We start from the raw sequence: 17741 nt of genomic DNA on the forward strand, positions 1-17741 counted from the left end.
CCTGCCCGCGGCTACTTCACGACGAGCGAGGACCATGTCTTGACCCACTGCTCACGGTTCTTGGCGATGGTCTCGGGAGCCACGGTCTCGGGCTTCTCCACGACCACGCCGTGCTTCGTGAACAGCTCCGGCAGCGCGGCGTCCTTGACCACCGGGTTCACGAACATCTGGAGCGGCATGTCCTCCTGGAACTTCTTGCCGATCATGAAGTCGATCAGCGCCTTGCCGCCCTCCTCGTTCTTGGCGCCCTTGAGCAGGCCGGCGAACTCGACCTGGCGGAAGCAGGTGCCGGTGGCCACGCCCGTGGGGGCCTCGGCCGGCTGCGGCTCGCCGTACAGCACCTCGACCGGCGGGCTGGAGGCGTAGGAGACCACCAGCGGGCGGTCGGCCTTGGCCTTCTTACCGCCCGCGGAGCCGGAGAAGCGCTCGTTGTACGCCTGCTCCCAGCCGTCGACGACCTCAACGCCGTTGGCCTTGAGCTTGCTCCAGTAGTCCTTCCAGCCGTCCTCGCCGTACTTGCCGACGGTGGCCAGCAGGAAGCCCAGGCCCGGGGAGGAGGTGGCCGCGTTCTCGGTGACCAGCAGGTTCTTGTACTCGGGCTTGAGCAGGTCGTCCAGGGTCTGCGGCGGGGCGATCCCCTTGTCGGCGAAGTAGGCCTTGTCGTAGTTGACGCAGATGTCGCCGGAGTCCACCGGGGTGACCCGGTGCTGCTTGTCGAGGACGTACTCGGGCTTGACCCCGGCCAGGCCCTTGGCCTCGTACGGGGTGAAGATGCCGTTGTCGAGGGCGCGCGAGAGGAGCGTGTTGTCGACGCCGAAGAACACGTCGCCGCGCGGGGAGCCCTTGGTGAGGATCTCCTGGTTGAGGGCGGCGCCCGCGTCCCCGGACTTGAGGACCTTGACGGTGTAGCCGCTCTGCTGCTCGAACTCCTTCAGGACCGTCTCGGTCACGTTGAAGGAGTCGTGGGCGACGAGCGTGACCGTCTTGGACTTGGGCGCCCCGCTGGCGGTGCCCTCGGCCTCGCCCTTGCCGCCGTCGCCGCCGCACGCGCTGAGCGTGGTGACGCCCAGGGCGGCCGCGAGCGCGACGCCCGCGATCTTCTTGGTGGTGCTCACTGGTGAATTCCTCCTGGGATGACCAGGAGAAGACGCGGCCCTGCCCCGGCGCTCTGTCGGAGCGGGCGCCGGGGCAGGGCGCAACAGCTTGAGTGGTGACCGAACTTCCTACCCCGAATGACCGGGGCGAGGTTCAGAGGGTCTGCGGCTGACGGTGCCGCACTCTCAGCGCTGTGGCGCTCCCCTGTCGGAATATGCAATTGGTTCGGCCACAGGGTACCCCGCGGCCGAAACGGCTCCGACGGAAGCGGAAGCTACCGCTCCGCAGCGGCCAGCTGGCCGCACGCACCGTCGATCTCCTGGCCGCGGGTGTCACGCACGGTCACGGGCACCCCGTGCCGGGCGATGGCCTCGACGAAGGCCCGCTCGTCCTCGGGACGCGAGGCGGTCCACTTCGAGCCCGGCGTCGGGTTCAGCGGGATCAGGTTGACGTGGACGCGCTTGCCCTTGAGGAGCTTGCCCAGGAGGTCGCCGCGCCAGGCCTGGTCGTTGATGTCGCGGATCAGTGCGTACTCGATGGAGACCCGGCGGCCGGACTTCTCCGCGTACTCCCAGGCCGCGTCGAGGACCTCGCGGACCTTCCAGCGGGTGTTCACCGGCACGAGGGTGTCGCGCAGCTCGTCGTCCGGGGCGTGCAGCGAGACGGCGAGACGGCACTTGAAGCCCTCGTCGGCGAACCGCAGCATCGCCGGGACCAGGCCGACGGTGGAGACGGTGATGCCGCGCTGCGACAGGCCGAGGCCGTCGGGCTCGGGGTCGGTCAGCCGGCGGATGGCCCCGACGACCCGGTTGTAGTTGGCCAGCGGCTCGCCCATGCCCATGAAGACGATGTTCGACAGCCGGGCGGGGCCGCCGGGGACCTCGCCGTCGCGCAGGGCGCGCATGCCGTCGACGATCTGGTGCACGATCTCCGCGGTGGACAGGTTGCGGTCCAGGCCCGCCTGGCCGGTGGCGCAGAACGGGCAGTTCATGCCGCAGCCGGCCTGGGAGGAGATGCACATGGTGACCCGGTCGGGGTAGCGCATCAGCACGGACTCGACGAGGGTGCCGTCGTGCAGGCGCCACAGGGTCTTGCGGGTGGTGTCGTCGTCGCAGGAGATGTGCCGGACGACGTTCATCAGGTCGGGCAGCAGCTCCTCGCGGAGCTTCTCGCGGGAGGACGCCGGGATGTCGGTCCACTCCGCGGGGTCGTGGGCGTAGCGCGCGAAGTAGTGCTGCGAGAGCTGCTTGGCCCGGAACGGCTTCTCGCCGATCGCGGCGACCGCCTCGCGACGCTCGGCCGGCGACAGGTCGGCGAGGTGCCGGGGCGGCTTCTTCGCCCCCCTGGGCGCGACGAAGGTGAGCTCTCCCGGAGCGGGGCGGGGTGCCATGATCGGTCCTTCCTCAGGCGACGAGGTCCGACGGGCTCCGCACGTGGCGGAGCCGATGGCGATGGCGCGGTCCGCGCCCGGAGACCTCACGAGATGCATCCCCGCGATCACGGGGAAAGGGCGCACCACGGAAATGGTGCGCCCTTCAGGATAACCCGGTCGGCCCAGCCGGTGCCGACGGTCCGTTCGCGGCCGTCCGCCCCGGCGGTCGGGCCCCGGCGGTCAGCCGGTGCCGACGAACAGGGCCAGCAGCAGCCAGACCACGGGAGCGGTCGGCAGCAGGGAGTCCAGCCGGTCCATGATCCCGCCGTGGCCCGGGAGCAGGGTGCCCATGTCCTTGATGCCCAGGTCCCGCTTGATCATCGACTCGCCCAGGTCACCCAGCGTGGCGCTGACCGCGACCGCCAGACCGAGGATCAGGCCCTGCCACCAGGCACCGCCCTCGATCAGGAACTCCATGCACAGCGCACCGGCCCCCATCGAGAAGGCCACCGCGCCGAAGAGCCCCTCGCGGGTCTTGCCGGGGCTGATGCGCGGCGCGAGCTTGGTCTTGCCGAAGCGCCAGCCGACCGCGTAGGCGCCGGTGTCGCTGACCACGGTCAGCGCCAGGAAGGTGACCACCCGCTGCGGGCCGTCGTCCGCCGTGAGCAGCATCGCGACGAAGGTCGCCAGGAACGGCACGTAGAACGCCGCGAAGACACCCGCCGTGACGTCCTTCAGGTAGTCCTCGGGCGGTTCGGTCATCCGCCAGACCAGGACGGCCAGCGCCGTCAGGGCCATGGCCACCCAGGCACCCTCGGCACCGCGCACGTACCCGGCGATGACCATGGCGGCGCCGCCGATCGCCAGCGGGACGAGCGGCGCCTTGATGCCCTTCTTCTCCTGGAGCCGGGAGGTGAGCTCCCACAGGCCGACGACGACCGCGACGACGATGACGCCGACGAAGACCGCCTTCACGATGAAGAGCGAAGCGAAGATCACCGCACCGAGGCCGACGCCGACCCCTATGGCGGCCCGCAGGTCTCGCCCGGCCTTCTTCTTCTGCGGCGGGGGCGAGGAGTCCTGCGGTGCCTGGGAAGGCGGGGGCGGGGGGCTGGGCATGGGCTCCTGCGGCGGCATCTCGGCGCGGAACGGGGGGCCGCCGGCGGCAGCCCCCCGATCGCGTGCTTCCCGGTCGTCGAAGTCACGGCCGGCGGCATCGGGCACGATGGGCATGGGCCGAGTGTGCGGTCCCACCAGCGCATCGTATGCGGGACCCGCCGGAACCGGCTCCGTGGCCCAGGGAGAGTCGTTCATCAGACCTCGAGCAGCTCGGCTTCCTTGTGCTTGAGCAGCTCGTCCACCTGCGCCACGTACTTCGCGGTGGTGTCGTCGAGCTCCTTCTCGGCGCGGCGCACCTCGTCCTCGCCCGTCTCCTTGTCCTTGACGAGCTTGTCGAGGGCGTCCTTGGCCTTGCGGCGGACGGAGCGGATAGAGACCTTGGAGTCCTCGGCCTTGCCGCGGGCGACCTTGATGTACTCCTTGCGGCGCTCCTCGGTGAGCTCCGGGAACACCACACGGATGATGTTGCCGTCGTTGCTCGGGTTGACGCCCAGGTCGGAGTCGCGGATGGCCTGCTCGATGTTGCGCAGGGCGCTCTTGTCGAACGGGGTCACCACGGCCATGCGGGGCTCGGGCACCGAGAAGGACGCGAGCTGGTTGATGGGGGTGATGGCGCCGTAGTAGTCCGCCATGATCTTGTTGAACATCGCCGGGTGCGCACGGCCCGTGCGGATCGCGGCGAAGTCCTCCTTGGCGACGACGACGGCCTTCTCCATCTTCTCCTCGGCCTCGAGGAGGATTTCTTCGATCACCACGTGCTCCTGCATGTCTTGAATGGATGGTTCAGGCGAGCGGTGCGGGCCGGGCCCCGCGGGGACCGGTCCGGCTGCGGACCGCTCAGGCCCGGGTTCCCTGGTCGCTGACGAGCGTCCCGATCTTCTCACCCTTGACGGCGCGGGCGATATTGCCCTCGGCGAGCAGTTCGAACACCAGGATCGGCAGCTTGTTGTCGCGGCACAGCGTGATGGCGGTGGCGTCGGCGACCTTGAGGTCGCGGGACAGTACCTCGCCGTACTCCAGCGCGTCGAACTTCACCGCGTCGGGGTTCTTCTTGGGGTCGGAGTCGTAGACCCCGTCGACGCCGTTCTTGCCCATGAGCAGGGCCTCGGCGTCGATCTCCAGGGCACGCTGGGCGGCCGTGGTGTCGGTGGAGAAGTACGGCATGCCCATACCGGCGCCGAAGATCACGACGCGGCCCTTCTCCAGGTGCCGTACGGCCCGCAGCGGAATGTACGGCTCGGCGACCTGGCCCATGGTGATCGCCGTCTGCACGCGGGAGTCGATGCCTTCCTTCTCCAGGAAGTCCTGGAGGGCGAGACAGTTCATGACGGTGCCGAGCATGCCCATGTAGTCGGACCGGGCGCGGTCCATGCCGCGCTGCTGGAGTTCGGCGCCTCGGAAGAAGTTGCCGCCGCCGATCACGACGGCGATCTCCGCGCCGTCCCGGACCACCGCGCCGATCTCGCGCGCGATGGCATGGACGACGTCGGGGTCGACGCCCAGTCCGCCGCCACCGGAGAAGGCTTCGCCGGACAGCTTCAGCATGAAGCGGCGGCCCTTCTTGCCGTGGTCGCTCTTGTCGTCGGAAGCGTTGTGGGGGTCCACGCCCTGATTCATGGAGATCTCCTCGTGCACATACGAAGAAGGCCATTGCCGGTGGGTCCTCGCGGTTCCCTCTACGGCAATGGCCTCCTCGTCAGATCTGCGGTCGTTCCGCGCGTACGCGGACGACTGCCTCAGACCCTACCGGGGTCCGGTGTCCGTCGTTGTACGGACGGACTCAGATGCCGACCTTGATGCGCGCGAAGCGCTTCAGGGTGACACCGGCCTCGTCCAGGACCTTCTGGACGGACTTCTTGTTGTCCAGGGCGTACGGCTGGCCCAGGAGGGTGGCCTCCTTGAAGAAGCCGTTGACGCGACCCTCGACGATCTTGGCGATGGCAGCCTCGGGCTTGCCCTCCGCGCGGGTGACCTCTTCGGCGATGCGGCGCTCGGACTCGACCTTCTCGGCCGGGACGTCCTCGGCGGACAGCCACTGCGGGGCGAACGCGGCGATGTGCTGCGCGACACCGCGGGCGACGTCGGCGTTCTCCTTGTCCAGCTCGACCAGGACACCGATCTGGAACGGCAGGTCGGGCATGGTGCGGTGCATGTAGGAGGTCACGTAACCGCCGGTGAACTGCGCGAAGCGGTCCAGGACGATCTTCTCGCCGAGGTTGGCGTTGGCCTCGTCGACGAAAGCGGTGACGGTCTTGCCGGGCTCGATCTCGGACGCGAGCAGCGCCTCGATGTCGGCCGGGGAGGTGGCGGCGACGTGCGCGGCCAGCTGGTTGGCGACGGCCAGGAACTTCTCGCCCTTGGCGACGAAGTCGGTCTCGCACTTCAGCTCGACGATGACACCGGAGGTGTTGTCGTCGGCGATCAGGGTGACCACGGCACCGTTCTCGGCAGAACGGCCCTCGCGCTTGGCGACGCCCTTCTGACCCTTGATACGGAGGGCTTCCTGGGCCTTCTCCACGTCACCGTCGGCCTCGACGAGCGCGTTCTTGCAGTCCAGCATGCCGGCGCCGGTGAGCTCGCGGAGCTTCTTGACGTCAGCGGCGGTGTAGTTCGCCATGAGTCTGTGATTCTCTCTCGAAGTCGTAGATCTACGGGTGAACGGCGGAGGCGCCGCGCTCGTGGCGCGGCTCCCCCGCCGTCATCGTCCGTCCTGCGAGTGCCCGGCGCGTGAACGCCGGGCGCCCTCAGCGGGTCAGGCCTGCTCGCCCTCGGCGGCCGGGGCCGCCTCGGCGGCCGGGGCGGCGTCGGCGGCGGGGGCGGCCTCGGCCGCGTCGGCCTTCTTCTCGCCCTCGAGCAGGTCGCGCTCCCACTCGGCGAGCGGCTCGCCGGCGGCCTTGTCGCCCGGCTTCGAGTCACCGGTCGCAGCGCCGGAACGGGCGATGAGGCCCTCGGCGACGGCGTCGGCGATCACGCGGGTGAGCAGGGTGACGGAGCGGATCGCGTCGTCGTTGCCCGGGATCTTGTAGTCGACCTCGTCGGGGTCGCAGTTGGTGTCGAGGATCGCGACGACCGGGATGTTCAGCTTGCGAGCCTCGCCGACGGCGATGTGCTCCTTCTTGGTGTCGACGATCCAGACGGCGCTCGGCACCTTCTGCATCTCGCGGATACCACCGAGGGTCTTCTCCAGCTTGGCCTTCTCGCGGGAGAGGACCAGGAGCTCCTTCTTGGTGAGACCCGAGGCGGCGACGTCCTCGAAGTCGATCGCCTCAAGCTCCTTCAGGCGCTGCAGGCGCTTGTAGACGGTCGAGAAGTTGGTGAGCATGCCACCCAGCCAGCGCTGGTTGACGTACGGCATGCCGACGCGCGTCGCCTGCTCGGCGATGGCCTCCTGGGCCTGCTTCTTCGTACCGACGAACATGATGGAGCCGCCGTGCGCGACGGTCTCCTTGACGAACTCGTAGGCGCGGTCGATGTACGACAGCGACTGGAGCAGGTCGATGATGTAGATGCCGTTGCGCTCGGTGAAGATGAAGCGCTTCATCTTCGGGTTCCAGCGACGGGTCTGGTGACCGAAGTGGACGCCGCTCTCCAGCAGCTCCCGCATCGTTACGACGGCCATGGCCATCTCCTTGTTTTCTCGGTTTGGTCCTGACGCCCCACCGCGTCCTGCCCCCGGAAAAAGGGACCGAGAGACGCTGCCACCCGGCCTGTCCGGCCGGTGCTGGGGCGTGCGAAGTCGACCCGGTGACCCGGATCGCCGTAAGAAGTGTACGGGACCGGGCGGTATGCCAGGTGACGCCGCTGTCCACAGCGGGCCGCCCGTCCACAGGCTCCGTCGTCCCCGGCGGGGGTGCGGGACGCTGCGGGCATGACGACACTGCTGCTCGCGCTGCTGCTGGCGGTGGCCCGCACGGGCGCGCCGCCGGCGGCGGGCGCCCTGCCCGCCGCCACGGTCCTGCACGTCTCGCGGCCGCTGCCCGCGCCGCTCGCGGTGGTCCGCTGGTGGGATCCGCCGCCGACCCCGTACGCGGCGGGGCACCGCGGGGTGGACCTCGCCGCCCCGGCCGGGGCGCAGGTGCGGGCCGTGGGGCCCGGGCGGGTCCACTTCGCGGGCCCGGTGGCCGGGCGCGGGGTCCTGTCCCTGACCCTGCCCGGCGGACTGCGCACCACCTACGAGCCGGTCCGCCCGCTCGTCGCCGAGGGGGAGCCGGTCGCCGCGGGCCAGGTCGTGGCGGTGCTGACGGACGGGAGCCACTGCGCCGGCCCCTGCCTGCACTGGGGCCTGCTGGCGGGCGACACGTACCTCAACCCGCTGTCGCTGCTGGCGCGCCCCGCGCCGCGGCTGCTGCCGGCGGCGGACCCGCCCGACGGCCCGCCGGGGCGGCCGGCCCACCCGGGGACCCCCGGGCCGGGGCGACGGCAGGGGAGTGCGCCGCGGGTCAGCCGCGCACGCCCCGCAGGGCCATCGCGACGGCCGTCTCCGTCACGACGGCGGGGTCCTCGGCGGCGCCGAGCTCGATCCGCCGCACCGCCGCGTCGACCACGCCCTGGAGCAGCATGGCCGCCAGCCTGGGCTGCTCCTGCCCCAGGGCCGAGAGGGCCTCCACGATCATCGCGACGAGGTCGCCGTGCGCCGCGCGGATCTTCTCGCGCGCGCCCGCGTCCAACTCGCTCGCCGAGATCGCGACCACGGCCCGGTGCCGGCGGTCGCCGACCAGGCCCAGCTGGCTGCGTACGTACGCCTCGATCTTCGCCTCGGGGGTCGGCGCCTGCTCCATGGCGGCCTCGATCTCGGCGGCCCACACGGGGAAGTCGACCGCGCACAGCTCCTCGACGACGGCGGCGCGGGACCGGAAGTACTCGTACACGGAGGACCGGGCGAGCCCGGTGCGCTGCGCCAGGGCGGGGAAGGTCAGCGCCTCCGTCCCGCCCTCGGACAGCAGGGAGCGTGCCGCGTCCAGCAGGGCGCGACGCTGCATCGACCGGTGCTCGGCCACGGAGGCCGCTCGAATCCTGGGCACCCGCCCACTGTACGGAGGTCGGGGTGGCTCAGCGGCCCACATCCGCAAGCTTGGCGCGCAGTTGCAGCACGGACTTGGTGTGGATCTGGCTGACCCGGCTCTCGGTCACCCCGAGCACGTTGCCGATCTCGGCAAGCGTGAGGCCCTCGTAGTAGTACAGGGTGACCACGGTCTTCTCGCGCTCGGGCAGCGTGTTGATGGCGCGGGCCAGCAGCCTGCGCAGCTCGCGGTCCTCGGCCACCTCCACCGGGTCGTCGGCGGCGGTGTCCTCCAGGGTGTCCATCAACGAGAGGCGGTCGCCGCCCTCCCCGCCGACGTGCAGCAACTCCTCCAGGGCGACCACGTTCGCCAACGACAACTGGCTGAAGACGGTGTGGAGTTCCTCCACCGCGATGCCCATCTCGCCCGCGACCTCCTGCTCGGTCGGGGTGCGGCGCAGCTGGGCCTCCAGCGTGGCGTAGGCCCGTTCGACCGCCCGCGCCTTCTGCCGTACGGAGCGGGGGATCCAGTCCAGTGCCCGCAGCTCGTCGATCATCGCGCCCCGGATCCGGGTGATCGCGTACGTCTCGAACTTGATGGAGCGGTCGAGGTCGAACTTCTCGATCGCGTCGATCAGCCCGAAGACCCCCGAGGAGACGAAGTCGGCCTGCTCCACGTTGGGCGGGAGGCCCACGCTGACCCGGCCGGCGACGTACTTCACCAGGGGCGAGTAGTGCAGGATCAGCTGCTCGCGCAGACGTTCGTCACCCGTCTCCTTGTACGAGCGCCACAGCGCGTCCAGGGACGAGGGCGCGGTGGCGCGCACGCTGCCGCGGGCAGCGGGGGGCGCGGCGGCGCGGTCGGACCCTGAGATGTGCTGGGGCATGCTTCGCCTTTGCCGGAGCGGGATTCCTTGGGAGCGTAGCGTGACGGGATTGTCGCGGTGCGCGAAGAGTACGGGATCGTATAAGGCCCCAGGCGCGTCCCGGCCCGCACGGGCCTCCCGGCCCGCACGGGTGACCCGGGACCGGCGCCTGGCGCTCGGTCCCGGCTGCTGCCGACGGAAGGACCGCGTCTTTCATCGGCTTCACTCTTTCACCGGAACGCCCCAGGTCAGCGAACGCCTCGCCGGGTGCCACCGGTTCGTGTGGCTCATCGGCGTGTCTGCGGCGTCAACCGCCAGGCGTCGCCCAGCCGTTCGACGAACCCCAGGGAGTGAAGTTCGTACAGTCTGCCGATGACTTCATCGGTTCCGGTGGCCGCGGCGAGGGCGAGCTCCTCCACCCGGGCGGGGCGGCCGGCGGGAAGCGCTTCGAGCACCCGGGCCGTCTCCGGGTGCAGCAGGTCCCGGGGCAGGACGGGCCCGCGCCGTTCGGGGGCGAGCTCCCCGATCCCGCCGACGAGTTCGACGACCTCGGCGGCGTCGGTGACGAGCACCGCCTCGCCCCGCAGCAGCTCGTGCACCCCGGCCGAGAGGCCGCTGGTGGCGGGGCCGGGGACGCCCATGGTGAACCGCCCCAGCTCCCGGGCCCGGCGCGCGGTGACCAGGGAGCCGCTGCGGTGGGCGGCCTCGACCACCACGGTGCCCCGGGTGAGGGCCGCGATGACCCGGTTGCGCAGCACGAACCGGGCGGGCGTGGGGTGGCTGCCGGGCGGCAGCTCCCCCAGCACCAACCCCTGGCCGGCGATGGCCCCGAGCAGCCCCGCGTGTCCGCGCGGGTAGGCGACGTCCACCCCGCAGGCGAGCACCGCGGCCGTGGCCCCGCCGCTGCCGAGGGCCCCGCGGTGGGCCGCGCCGTCGATCCCGTACGCGGCTCCGGACACCACCACCCAGCCCCGCTCGGCGAGCCCGGCGGCCAGGGCGTGGGCCATGTGCGCGCCGTACGGGGTGCAGGCGCGGGCGCCGACCATGGCGACCGAGCGCAGCGCCCAGGTCCGCAGGTCGGGGGTGCCCCGCACCCACAGGCCGACGGGCCGGGCGTCGCCGAGGTCGTCGAGCTGGGTCGGCCACTGCGCCGTCCCGGGGCAGACGAACCGGCAGCCCGCCGCGGCGGCGGCCGCCAGGTCCCGGCGGGGGTCGGCGACCGCGGCCCGGGCGCGGTATCCGGCGAGCCGCCGGGACCCGACGCCGCCGAGGGCCGCCGGCTCCGGGTCCGGGCCCGTCAGCAGCCGCATCAGGCCGACGGCGCCGTGCTCGCGCAGCCAGCGCCCACCGTGTTCGTCCCCGGGCTCCAGCACCCGGGTCAGCGCGGCGCGGGCCGCCACCTCGGACCCGGGGTCCTCCCACGCGTCCCGTGCCTCCCGCATGTCCCGTACGTCCGCAGTCGACGCACCGTCCGGCTCCGCCCCCGGGGCCTCGTCCCGCCCCGGCGCGGGACCGCCCGCCGCGGTCACGGCCCGGATCCCGCCGCCAGGACGGCCCCGCGGCCGATCCCGGTCCGCAGCTCCAGCGCGACGGCCACGTCCAGCGCGTCGGGCCGGTCGTTGCCCCGCAGGTCGGCCACCGTCCAGGCGACCCGCAGCACCCGGTCCAGCCCGCGGGCCGTGAGCAGGCCGCGCTCCAGGTCCCGTTCGGCCTGCGCCAGCGCCCCGGGCGTCGCCGGCCAGCGGGTCCGCAGCTGGTGCCCGGGGATCTCGGCGTTGAGCCGCCACGGGGTGCCGGCCAACCGGGCCGTGGCGCGGTCCCGGGCCTGCCGGACCCGGGCGGCGACCGCCGCCGTGGCCTCCCCGCGGCCGCCGCCACCGAGCAGCTCGGCGCGGCTGACCGGCTCGACCCCGACGCGCAGGTCCACCCGGTCCAGCAGCGGCCCGGACAGCCGCGCCTGGTAGCGCCGCACGGCCGAGGCCGGGCATTCGCAGCCGGCGCCCTGGAGCCCGTGCCGCCCGCACGGGCAGGGGTTCGCCGCGAGCACCATGAGGAACCTGGCCGGCAGCTGCACCACCCCGGCTGCCCGGGCGATGACCACCCGCCCCGATTCCAGCGGTTGGCGCAGCGCGTCCAGCGCCTTGGTGCCGAACTCCGCGGCTTCGTCAAGAAAAAGAACGCCCCGGTGGGCCAGCGAGACCGCCCCGGGCCGCGGGACGCCCGCCCCGCCGCCGACCAGCGACTGCATGGTCGCCGAGTGGTGCGGCGCGCAGTACGGGGGCCTGCTGACCAGCGGGTCGCCGGGCGGCAGGATCCCCGCGACGGAGTGGACGGCGGTGACTTCCAGGGAGTCCTGCCGGGTGAGCGGCGGCAGGATCCACGGGAGCCGCTCGGCCAGCATCGTCTTGCCGGCCCCAGGGGGCCCGCTGAGGAAGAGGTGGTGGCCCCCGGAGGCGGCCACCTCCAGGGCGCGGCGCGCCGTGTGCTGCCCGGCCACGTCGGCCAGATCGGGGAAGTCGGGGGTCTGCCCCGCCGCTCCCCCGCCCGGCACGACCCCGGTGCCCAGCCCGGCTCCCGGGACCAGCAGGCCGGCCGGCCCCGGCCCGGGCCCCGGCGGCTCGATCCCCTCCGGCGGTTCGTCCTCGGCGGCCGCCCCGCCGGTGAGGACCGCGATCAGGCCGCGCAGGCTGCGTACGCCGAGCACCGAGACGTCCGGGACCAGCCGCGCCTCGGGGGCGCAGCCGTGCGGCACGACCACGCTGCGGTACCCGGCCTCCGCCGCGGCGAGGACCGCCGGCAGCACGCCCGGCACCGGGCGGACCCGGCCGTCCAGGCCCAGCTCCCCGACGAGCACCAGGTCGGCGATGACCGCGGGATCGACCACCTCGGCGGCGCCCAGCACCGCCGCCGCCACGGCCAGGTCGAAGCCGGCGCCCGACTTCGGCACCGAGGCGGGGCTGAGCCCGACCGTGAGCTTCTTCTGCGGCCAGGCGGCGCCCGAGTTCACGACGGCGGCCCGCACCCGGTCCCGGCTCTCGACGAGGGTCTTGTCGGGCAGGCCCACCAGCGTGAACGCCGCGACCCCCGGCTCCAGGTCGGCCTGGACCTCCACCACCACGCCCTCGACGCCCACCAGGGCGACCGAGCAGGCCCGTGCGAAGCCCATCACGCCACCCCCCGGACGTGCTCCACCACCGGCGCGCCGCGCCGCGGCAGCACGACCCCCACCAGGTCGATGCGCACCCCGCCCGGGGGCGGCCCGCCGTGGTCGGCGAGCCAGCGCCCGGCGAGCCGGCGCAGCCGCTCGGCCTTGCCCGGCCGGACCGCGGCCATGGGATGCTCGAAGCGCCCCACGCGGCGCGTCTTGACCTCGCACACGACGAGGGCGTCACCGTCCCGCGCGACGATGTCGATCTCCCCGCCGCGGCACCGCCAGTTCCGCGCGATGACCGTCATGCCGGCCTCGGCCAGCCGCCGCGCCGCCAGATCCTCCCCGTACCGCCCCAGCGCCTGTCGCGCCACGTCCTTCGCGTCCATCGGGCACCACCTCCGGCCCCGACGATCCCGCGGACCGGCCCACCCTGTGGATCTTGGTGGACGGTGGGGGCGTTGTGGACGACGCGCTCACCCGCAGGAGTGAAGGATCAGCTGCCCGGGAGTTCGAGGTCGGTCTTGTTGAGCTCCTCGATGTTCACGTCCTTGAAGGTCAGCACCCTGACCTGCTTGACGAAGCGGGCCGGCCGGTACATGTCCCACACCCAGGCATCGGCCATCGTGACCTCGAAGAACACCTCTCCCTGGACCGAGTGCACCTGCATCTCGTAGTCGTTCGTGAGGTAGAAGCGGCGTTCCGTCTCGATCACGTACTTGAACAGCCCGACGACGTCGCGGTACTCCCGATAGAGCTTCAGCTCCATCTCGGTCTCGTACTTCTCGAGGTCCTCGGCGCTCATGGCATGTTCCCCTTCAGCCGTGCGTCTCCCTATTGTGCGGCAGGCCGGCGCGGCCCTAGACGATTTCCGGCGCCAGCTGCACCGGCGTGGCCGGGGGGCCGTCGTCCAGCAGCACCCTCAGCAGCTCCGCCAGCCTGGTCGGGTACACCGTCTCGCGGGCACCCAGGAGCTCCTCCGGCCGCCACCACCTGGCTCCGGAGACACTGCGCCGTTCCAGCTCGGTGAGCCCGCGCGGCTCGGTCCGGGTCTGCGTGGTCCGGGCCAGGTAGTACCACTCGTCCTGCTCCCAGCGCCGCCCGGCGAACGGGAAGGAGCAGTACCGGTGCCACAGCACCGGCCCCAGTTCCACCTCGGTGATCCCGGTCTCCTCGGCGAGTTCCCGCAGCGCGGCCTGCTCCCGGCTCTCGCCGCCCTCCAGCCCGCCGCCCGGCGTGAACCACCAGTCGACCGCCGGGTCGTCCGGCTCGAAGCCGTGCAGCAGCAGGATCCGGTCCGCGGGGTCCAACAGGATCACCCGGGACACCTTGCGGGGGCCGTCCGCGGCCCGGTCACCGGACACCGGCGGGCTCCTGCCTGCGTCCGCGCCCGAGGACCCGTACGAGCGGCCCGTACGCGGCTCCCAGCACCACCAGGGCGGCCCCGGCGGCGATGGCGGCGACCTGGAGCCGCAGCGGCCCGGGCTCCGAGGTCCCGCCGGGCAGGTCGGCGTACGCCGCAGGCCGGCCGACCATGGACATGGAGGGCCAGGCGAGGGCGTCGACGCGGCCGCGGACGGTCGAGCGGGCCACGGTCCCCTGGCCGGCCTCCTGGAGGTGGGCCCGGGAGTCGAGCGAGTTGGAACGCTTGTCGCCGAGCAGGAAGAGGTTGCCCTCGGGCACGGTCACCTCGAACGGGGTGCCGGCCGGGGAGCCCGCCCCGGGAGCCGTGCCGTCCAGCATCACCGGCCGGCTGCGGTCGAGGTAGGGCTCGTCGAGCTCCTTGCCGTTCACGGTGAGCCGGCCGCCCTCCCCGCAGCACTTCACGGTGTCGCCGCCGATGCCGACGACCCGCTTGACCATGGGGGAGTCGCTCCACATGGAATCAGTGAAGACGACGACGTCCCCGCGGCGCACTTCGTCGCCGTCGATCCGCTGCGCGAGCACCCGGTCACCGGGTTTCACGGTCGGCATCATCGAGTCCGTCGGCACCGTGTACGGCTGGTAGAGCAGCGCGGCCCACACGAACCCCCCGAGGAAGAGCACGAAGCCGACGGCCACGGCGATCCCGGACAACACGTTGCCGACACCGCCGCGGCCGTCCTTGCCACTGCGTATTCCCTGCGTACTGCTTGTCTGTGTAGTGCCTTTCGGCGTTCCGCCCATAGCAGCGCCCCCACATCCGGGATCGACGACCTGGGCGGCACCCTACCTGCCGGTAGTCCCGCTGGTCAGCCTCCGCCGGCGCCACACCACCACGGGCACGGCTCCGACGAGCCCCAGCGCGGCCGGGCCGGCGCCGATCGCCTTGGCCGCGGCCTGGTCCCCGAGGCCCGGCTGGTCGAAGGTGTCCGGAACCGGCAGGGTCGCCCAGCGGGTGACCGGCCACGCGACGACCACGGCCCGTCCGACGACCTTGTCGACCGGCACGAAGCCCTGGGTGGAGTCCTGCATGTGGTAGCGGGAGTCCTGCGAGTTCTGGCGGTGGTCGCCCATCACCCAGATCTTGCCCTTGGGCACGGTCAGCGGGCCGAACGGGGCGTCGTCGCACGGGGTGTTCCCGGGGAAGATGTACGGCTCGTCCAGCGGCTTGCCGTTGACGACGACCGGTCCGCCCTTCTTGCACTCGACCGTGTCCCCGCCGGTGGCGATGACCCGCTTGATCAGGTCCTTCTCGTCCGCGGACGGCATCAGGCCGATCTTGCTGAGGATCGTCTGCAGGAAGTTGGGCTCCGGGGTGGGCTCCCCGGCCAGCCAGTTCGCCGGGTCGTGGAAGACCACGACCTCGCCGCGCTCGGGCTCCGAGCCGAACCACGGGGTGAGCTTGTCCACGAGCACCCGGTCGCCGCGCTGCAGGGTGTTCTGCATCGAGTCGGACGGGATCGAGAACGCCTGCACCAGGAAGGTCTTGATCAGCAGGGCGAGCAGCAGTGCGATGCCGACGAGGAGCGGGAGCTCCTTCCAGAACGAGCGCTGCGGGCGCTCCTCGGCACCGTCCTCGCCGTCCTCGGCCTCGCGGGCCTCGCGCTCGGCATCGCGCTTGATGCCGTCCGGCCGCTCCTCGCCCTCGTCGCGTCCGGACCGCGCGCCTACCGCCACGTCCCCCACATCCACTCCTCACTCGGAATTGCCGCCCGCGCCGGATACGGCACGGGTCCTCCCCTCCCTTAACGAGCGGGAGTTCCCAAGGGCGCGGGAGACCGAGGACACACTATGCGACGGGTGGGCGTCCGCGGTGCCCGCGGCGGCCGCGTCGCCCGCTGCGTTGCTGATCGGGCACCGTGTTGAAGGTCGCGGGCTGTTCCAGCTTTCGCCAGTGGTCGAACGGCCACGCGATGACCACGGCCTCCCCCACCACGCCCTTCTCGTCGATGGTGCCCTGGAAGTCCTCGTCGAGGTGGAAGCGGGAATCGGCCGAATTCGCACGGTGGTCGCCCATGACGAACAGCCGTCCGGGCGGCACCTGCACCTCGAAGCGGATCTCCGAGGGCGCGTTCCCGGGGTTCACGTACGGCTCGTCGAGCGGCGCGCCGTTGACGGTGACGCGGCCCTTGGCGTCGCAGCACACGACGGTGTCCCCGCCGACGCCGATGACCCGCTTGATCAGGTCCTGTTCGTCGGCCGACGGCAGCAGGCCGATGAAGGTCAGGCCCTGCTTGATCTGCTTGACGCCGACGGGGTCCTTGGGCGGGCGCGCCGCCTCGCCCTTGAGCCAGCCCCCCGGGTCCTTGAACACGACGACGTCGCCGCGCTCGATCGGCGAGCCGAACCACGGGGTCAGCTTGTCGACGAGGACCCGGTCGCCGATCCGGATGGTCTGCTCCATGGACCCGGACGGGATGAAGAACGCCTGCACCAGGAAGGTCTTCAGGAGAAGCGCGATGCACAGCGCCGCGATCACCAGCAGCGGCACCTCGCCCGCCCGGCGGGTGCGCCGGCGCCTGCGGATCCTGCGCGCCAGCCGCCGCCGCTCGGCCCGGCCACCGCCCTCCGGCCCGCCGGCCGGGGCGCGGGAGCCCTTGCGGGCCCGCGTCTTCGGCTCCGGCTCCGCTTCCGGAGCACGGCCACGGCCACGGCGCGGCCGCTCGGCACGACGCTGCTCGGCGCGGCCGCCGCCGCGCGCCCCTTCAGCGCGTGCTCCCTCACCGCGCGCCCGCTCGGCGCGCTCCCACTCGTCGCGCTGCTGCTCGGCCCGCTCCCACTCGGCGCGCTCCTGCTCGGCCCGCTCCCGCTCGGCGCGTTCCCAGTCGGCGCGCTCCTGCTCGGCGCGTACGGCGTCGTCGCGCAGCAGGTCGGCGGCGGTGACCCGGTCCGCGCGACCCCGCCCGCCGCGGGCCCGGCCGCGGCTACCCATGAGCGCCGCCCGCCGTACCGCCGCCGCGTGGGCCCGTCGCACCCCAGCGCGAAACCGGCCAGCCGATCCAGTCGGCCCGTCCGATCACCTTGTCCACAGGCACCATCCCTCCGCCGGGCTCACCCAGGTGGTCCCGCGAGTCCCGGGACTGGGAGCGGTGGTCGCCCATGACCCACAGGGTGCCCAGCGGCACCACGATCCGGAACGGTACCTTCGACGGCATGTCGCCGGGGTAAAGGTAGGGCTCGTCCACCGGCGCCCCGTTGACCGCGATCCGCCCCTCGGCGTCGCAGCACACCACGTCGTCGCCGCCGACCCCGATGACCCGCTTCACGAAGTCCGTCTCGGACGGCTCGCCGATCCCGAGGGCGGAAGCCGCCCCGCGGACCAGCCCCGCGACCGGGTCGCCCGCGGCCGGCTCCCGCACGAAGGAACCGGTGCCGTCGAAGACGACCACCTCCCCGCGCCGCGGCTGATCGCCGAAACGGTACGCCAGCTTGTTGACCAGCACCCGGTCCCCGACGCGGAGCGTCGGCTCCATCGACTTGCTCGGGATGAGGAAGGGCTGCACCACGAAATTGCTGAGCAGCAGCAGGAACACCGTGCACAGCACACCGAGCACCACGGCCCCGCGCCAGGTCGGCAGGGCCCGCAGGCCGCGCCCGGCGAGACTGCGTGCGGAACCCCGAAAAGCAGAACGCGGCCGCCCCTCCCCCGTACCGGGGGAAGAGTGGCCGCGTCGAGTGAGCTCTGCTTCGGTGTCCATTGGGGCGAGCCTATCCGGCCGC

General features: G+C 72.4%; 18 protein-coding genes and 1 pseudogene. 1 reads left to right on the forward strand and 18 read right to left on the reverse strand.

Annotated features, from left to right (window positions below; translation table 11 throughout):
• Positions 1-11 precede the first annotated feature (11 nt).
• The 7 genes from ACZ4VL_RS12940 to rpsB form a co-directional block, all read right to left on the reverse strand.
• A complete protein-coding gene (locus ACZ4VL_RS12940) occupies positions 12-1115 on the reverse strand; it encodes a thiamine ABC transporter substrate-binding protein (RefSeq protein ID WP_468199110.1) in 1104 nt (367 codons plus the stop codon).
• Between the two features lie 254 nt (positions 1116-1369).
• Positions 1370-2485, reverse strand: a complete 1116-nt coding sequence (gene rlmN, locus ACZ4VL_RS12945) for a dual-specificity RNA methyltransferase RlmN (protein ID WP_468199112.1) — start codon at positions 2483-2485, stop codon at positions 1370-1372.
• A 222-nt stretch (positions 2486-2707) separates the two neighbouring features.
• Positions 2708-3781 (reverse strand): phosphatidate cytidylyltransferase, encoded by a 1074-nt coding sequence (locus ACZ4VL_RS12950; protein ID WP_468199114.1) that lies wholly within the window; start codon positions 3779-3781, stop codon positions 2708-2710.
• The gene (frr, locus tag ACZ4VL_RS12955; protein WP_468199116.1) at positions 3781-4338 is read right to left on the reverse strand and encodes a ribosome recycling factor; all 558 of its coding nucleotides are present in this window, start codon (positions 4336-4338) and stop codon (positions 3781-3783) included. The genes ACZ4VL_RS12950 and frr overlap by 1 nt, the downstream gene beginning before the upstream one ends.
• An 85-nt stretch (positions 4339-4423) precedes the next feature.
• Positions 4424-5203 carry a UMP kinase gene (pyrH, locus tag ACZ4VL_RS12960; protein WP_179175889.1) on the reverse strand — a complete coding sequence of 260 codons (780 nt, stop codon included), beginning with the start codon at positions 5201-5203 and terminating at the stop codon, positions 4424-4426.
• A gap of 163 nt (positions 5204-5366) precedes the next feature.
• Positions 5367-6203 (reverse strand): translation elongation factor Ts, encoded by an 837-nt coding sequence (gene tsf, locus ACZ4VL_RS12965; RefSeq protein ID WP_361095286.1) that lies wholly within the window; start codon positions 6201-6203, stop codon positions 5367-5369.
• Positions 6204-6338: 135 nt separating this feature from the next.
• Positions 6339-7205 (reverse strand): 30S ribosomal protein S2, encoded by an 867-nt coding sequence (gene rpsB, locus ACZ4VL_RS12970; RefSeq protein WP_468199119.1) that lies wholly within the window; start codon positions 7203-7205, stop codon positions 6339-6341.
• A 249-nt stretch (positions 7206-7454) separates the two neighbouring features.
• Here rpsB and ACZ4VL_RS12975 point away from each other — a divergent pair.
• Positions 7455-7838, forward strand: a pseudogene (locus ACZ4VL_RS12975) (peptidoglycan DD-metalloendopeptidase family protein); the annotation flags it as partial.
• Between the two features lie 187 nt (positions 7839-8025).
• Here the strand turns inward: ACZ4VL_RS12975 and ACZ4VL_RS12980 are convergent.
• The 11 genes from ACZ4VL_RS12980 to lepB (ACZ4VL_RS13030) all read right to left on the reverse strand — a co-directional run bounded on the left by ACZ4VL_RS12980 (position 8026) and on the right by lepB (ACZ4VL_RS13030) (position 17719).
• A complete protein-coding gene (locus ACZ4VL_RS12980) occupies positions 8026-8583 on the reverse strand; it encodes a TetR/AcrR family transcriptional regulator (protein ID WP_468199225.1) in 558 nt (185 codons plus the stop codon).
• A gap of 52 nt (positions 8584-8635) precedes the next feature.
• Complete coding sequence (gene whiG / locus ACZ4VL_RS12985) at positions 8636-9472, reverse strand: RNA polymerase sigma factor WhiG (protein ID WP_361095282.1); 837 nt, start codon at positions 9470-9472, stop codon at positions 8636-8638.
• A 266-nt stretch (positions 9473-9738) separates the two neighbouring features.
• Positions 9739-10893 carry a DNA-processing protein DprA gene (gene dprA / locus ACZ4VL_RS12990; RefSeq protein ID WP_468199228.1) on the reverse strand — a complete coding sequence of 385 codons (1155 nt, stop codon included), beginning with the start codon at positions 10891-10893 and terminating at the stop codon, positions 9739-9741.
• Between the two features lie 83 nt (positions 10894-10976).
• The gene (locus tag ACZ4VL_RS12995) at positions 10977-12617 is read right to left on the reverse strand and encodes a YifB family Mg chelatase-like AAA ATPase (RefSeq protein ID WP_468199122.1); all 1641 of its coding nucleotides are present in this window, start codon (positions 12615-12617) and stop codon (positions 10977-10979) included.
• Positions 12617-12988 carry a YraN family protein gene (locus tag ACZ4VL_RS13000; protein WP_468199124.1) on the reverse strand — a complete coding sequence of 124 codons (372 nt, stop codon included), beginning with the start codon at positions 12986-12988 and terminating at the stop codon, positions 12617-12619. Before ACZ4VL_RS13000 ends, ACZ4VL_RS12995 begins: the two co-directional genes overlap by 1 nt.
• Before the next feature lie 107 nt (positions 12989-13095).
• Entirely contained in the window at positions 13096-13404 is a 309-nt protein-coding gene (locus tag ACZ4VL_RS13005; RefSeq protein ID WP_179178094.1) for a DUF2469 domain-containing protein, read from the reverse strand.
• 55 nt (positions 13405-13459) lie between these two features.
• A complete protein-coding gene (locus ACZ4VL_RS13010; protein ID WP_468199126.1) occupies positions 13460-13963 on the reverse strand; it encodes an NUDIX hydrolase in 504 nt (167 codons plus the stop codon).
• Positions 13953-14765, reverse strand: a complete 813-nt coding sequence (lepB, locus tag ACZ4VL_RS13015) for a signal peptidase I (protein ID WP_468199128.1) — start codon at positions 14763-14765, stop codon at positions 13953-13955. Before lepB (ACZ4VL_RS13015) ends, ACZ4VL_RS13010 begins: the two co-directional genes overlap by 11 nt.
• A 42-nt stretch (positions 14766-14807) precedes the next feature.
• The gene (lepB, locus tag ACZ4VL_RS13020; protein WP_468199130.1) at positions 14808-15698 is read right to left on the reverse strand and encodes a signal peptidase I; all 891 of its coding nucleotides are present in this window, start codon (positions 15696-15698) and stop codon (positions 14808-14810) included.
• Between the two features lie 112 nt (positions 15699-15810).
• Positions 15811-16953, reverse strand: a complete 1143-nt coding sequence (gene lepB / locus ACZ4VL_RS13025) for a signal peptidase I (protein WP_468199133.1) — start codon at positions 16951-16953, stop codon at positions 15811-15813.
• Complete coding sequence (gene lepB / locus ACZ4VL_RS13030; RefSeq protein ID WP_468199135.1) at positions 16946-17719, reverse strand: signal peptidase I; 774 nt, start codon at positions 17717-17719, stop codon at positions 16946-16948. Before lepB (ACZ4VL_RS13030) ends, lepB (ACZ4VL_RS13025) begins: the two co-directional genes overlap by 8 nt.
• Between the last annotated feature and the right edge of the window lie 22 nt (positions 17720-17741).

The organism is Streptomyces sp. NPDC029014 (assembly GCF_055564695.1).

What these genes read in the sequence shown, in the direction of transcription:
- rlmN (WP_468199112.1), bottom strand. Translation starts at nt 2,485, where the DNA reads ATGGCACCCCGCCCCGCTCCGGGAGAGCTCACCTTCGTCGCGCCCAGG.
- ACZ4VL_RS12950 (WP_468199114.1), bottom strand. Translation starts at nt 3,781, where the DNA reads ATGAACGACTCTCCCTGGGCCACGGAGCCGGTTCCGGCGGGTCCCGCA.
- pyrH (WP_179175889.1), bottom strand. Translation starts at nt 5,203, where the DNA reads ATGAATCAGGGCGTGGACCCCCACAACGCTTCCGACGACAAGAGCGAC.
- tsf (WP_361095286.1), bottom strand. Translation starts at nt 6,203, where the DNA reads ATGGCGAACTACACCGCCGCTGACGTCAAGAAGCTCCGCGAGCTCACC.
- rpsB (WP_468199119.1), bottom strand. Translation starts at nt 7,205, where the DNA reads ATGGCCGTCGTAACGATGCGGGAGCTGCTGGAGAGCGGCGTCCACTTC.
- whiG (WP_361095282.1), bottom strand. Translation starts at nt 9,472, where the DNA reads ATGCCCCAGCACATCTCAGGGTCCGACCGCGCCGCCGCGCCCCCCGCT.
- dprA (WP_468199228.1), bottom strand. Translation starts at nt 10,893, where the DNA reads ATGCGGGAGGCACGGGACGCGTGGGAGGACCCCGGGTCCGAGGTGGCG.
- ACZ4VL_RS12995 (WP_468199122.1), bottom strand. Translation starts at nt 12,617, where the DNA reads ATGGGCTTCGCACGGGCCTGCTCGGTCGCCCTGGTGGGCGTCGAGGGC.
- ACZ4VL_RS13000 (WP_468199124.1), bottom strand. Translation starts at nt 12,988, where the DNA reads ATGGACGCGAAGGACGTGGCGCGACAGGCGCTGGGGCGGTACGGGGAG.
- ACZ4VL_RS13005 (WP_179178094.1), bottom strand. Translation starts at nt 13,404, where the DNA reads ATGAGCGCCGAGGACCTCGAGAAGTACGAGACCGAGATGGAGCTGAAG.
- lepB (WP_468199128.1), bottom strand. Translation starts at nt 14,765, where the DNA reads ATGGGCGGAACGCCGAAAGGCACTACACAGACAAGCAGTACGCAGGGA.
- lepB (WP_468199133.1), bottom strand. Translation starts at nt 16,953, where the DNA reads ATGGGTAGCCGCGGCCGGGCCCGCGGCGGGCGGGGTCGCGCGGACCGG.
- lepB (WP_468199135.1), bottom strand. Translation starts at nt 17,719, where the DNA reads ATGGACACCGAAGCAGAGCTCACTCGACGCGGCCACTCTTCCCCCGGT.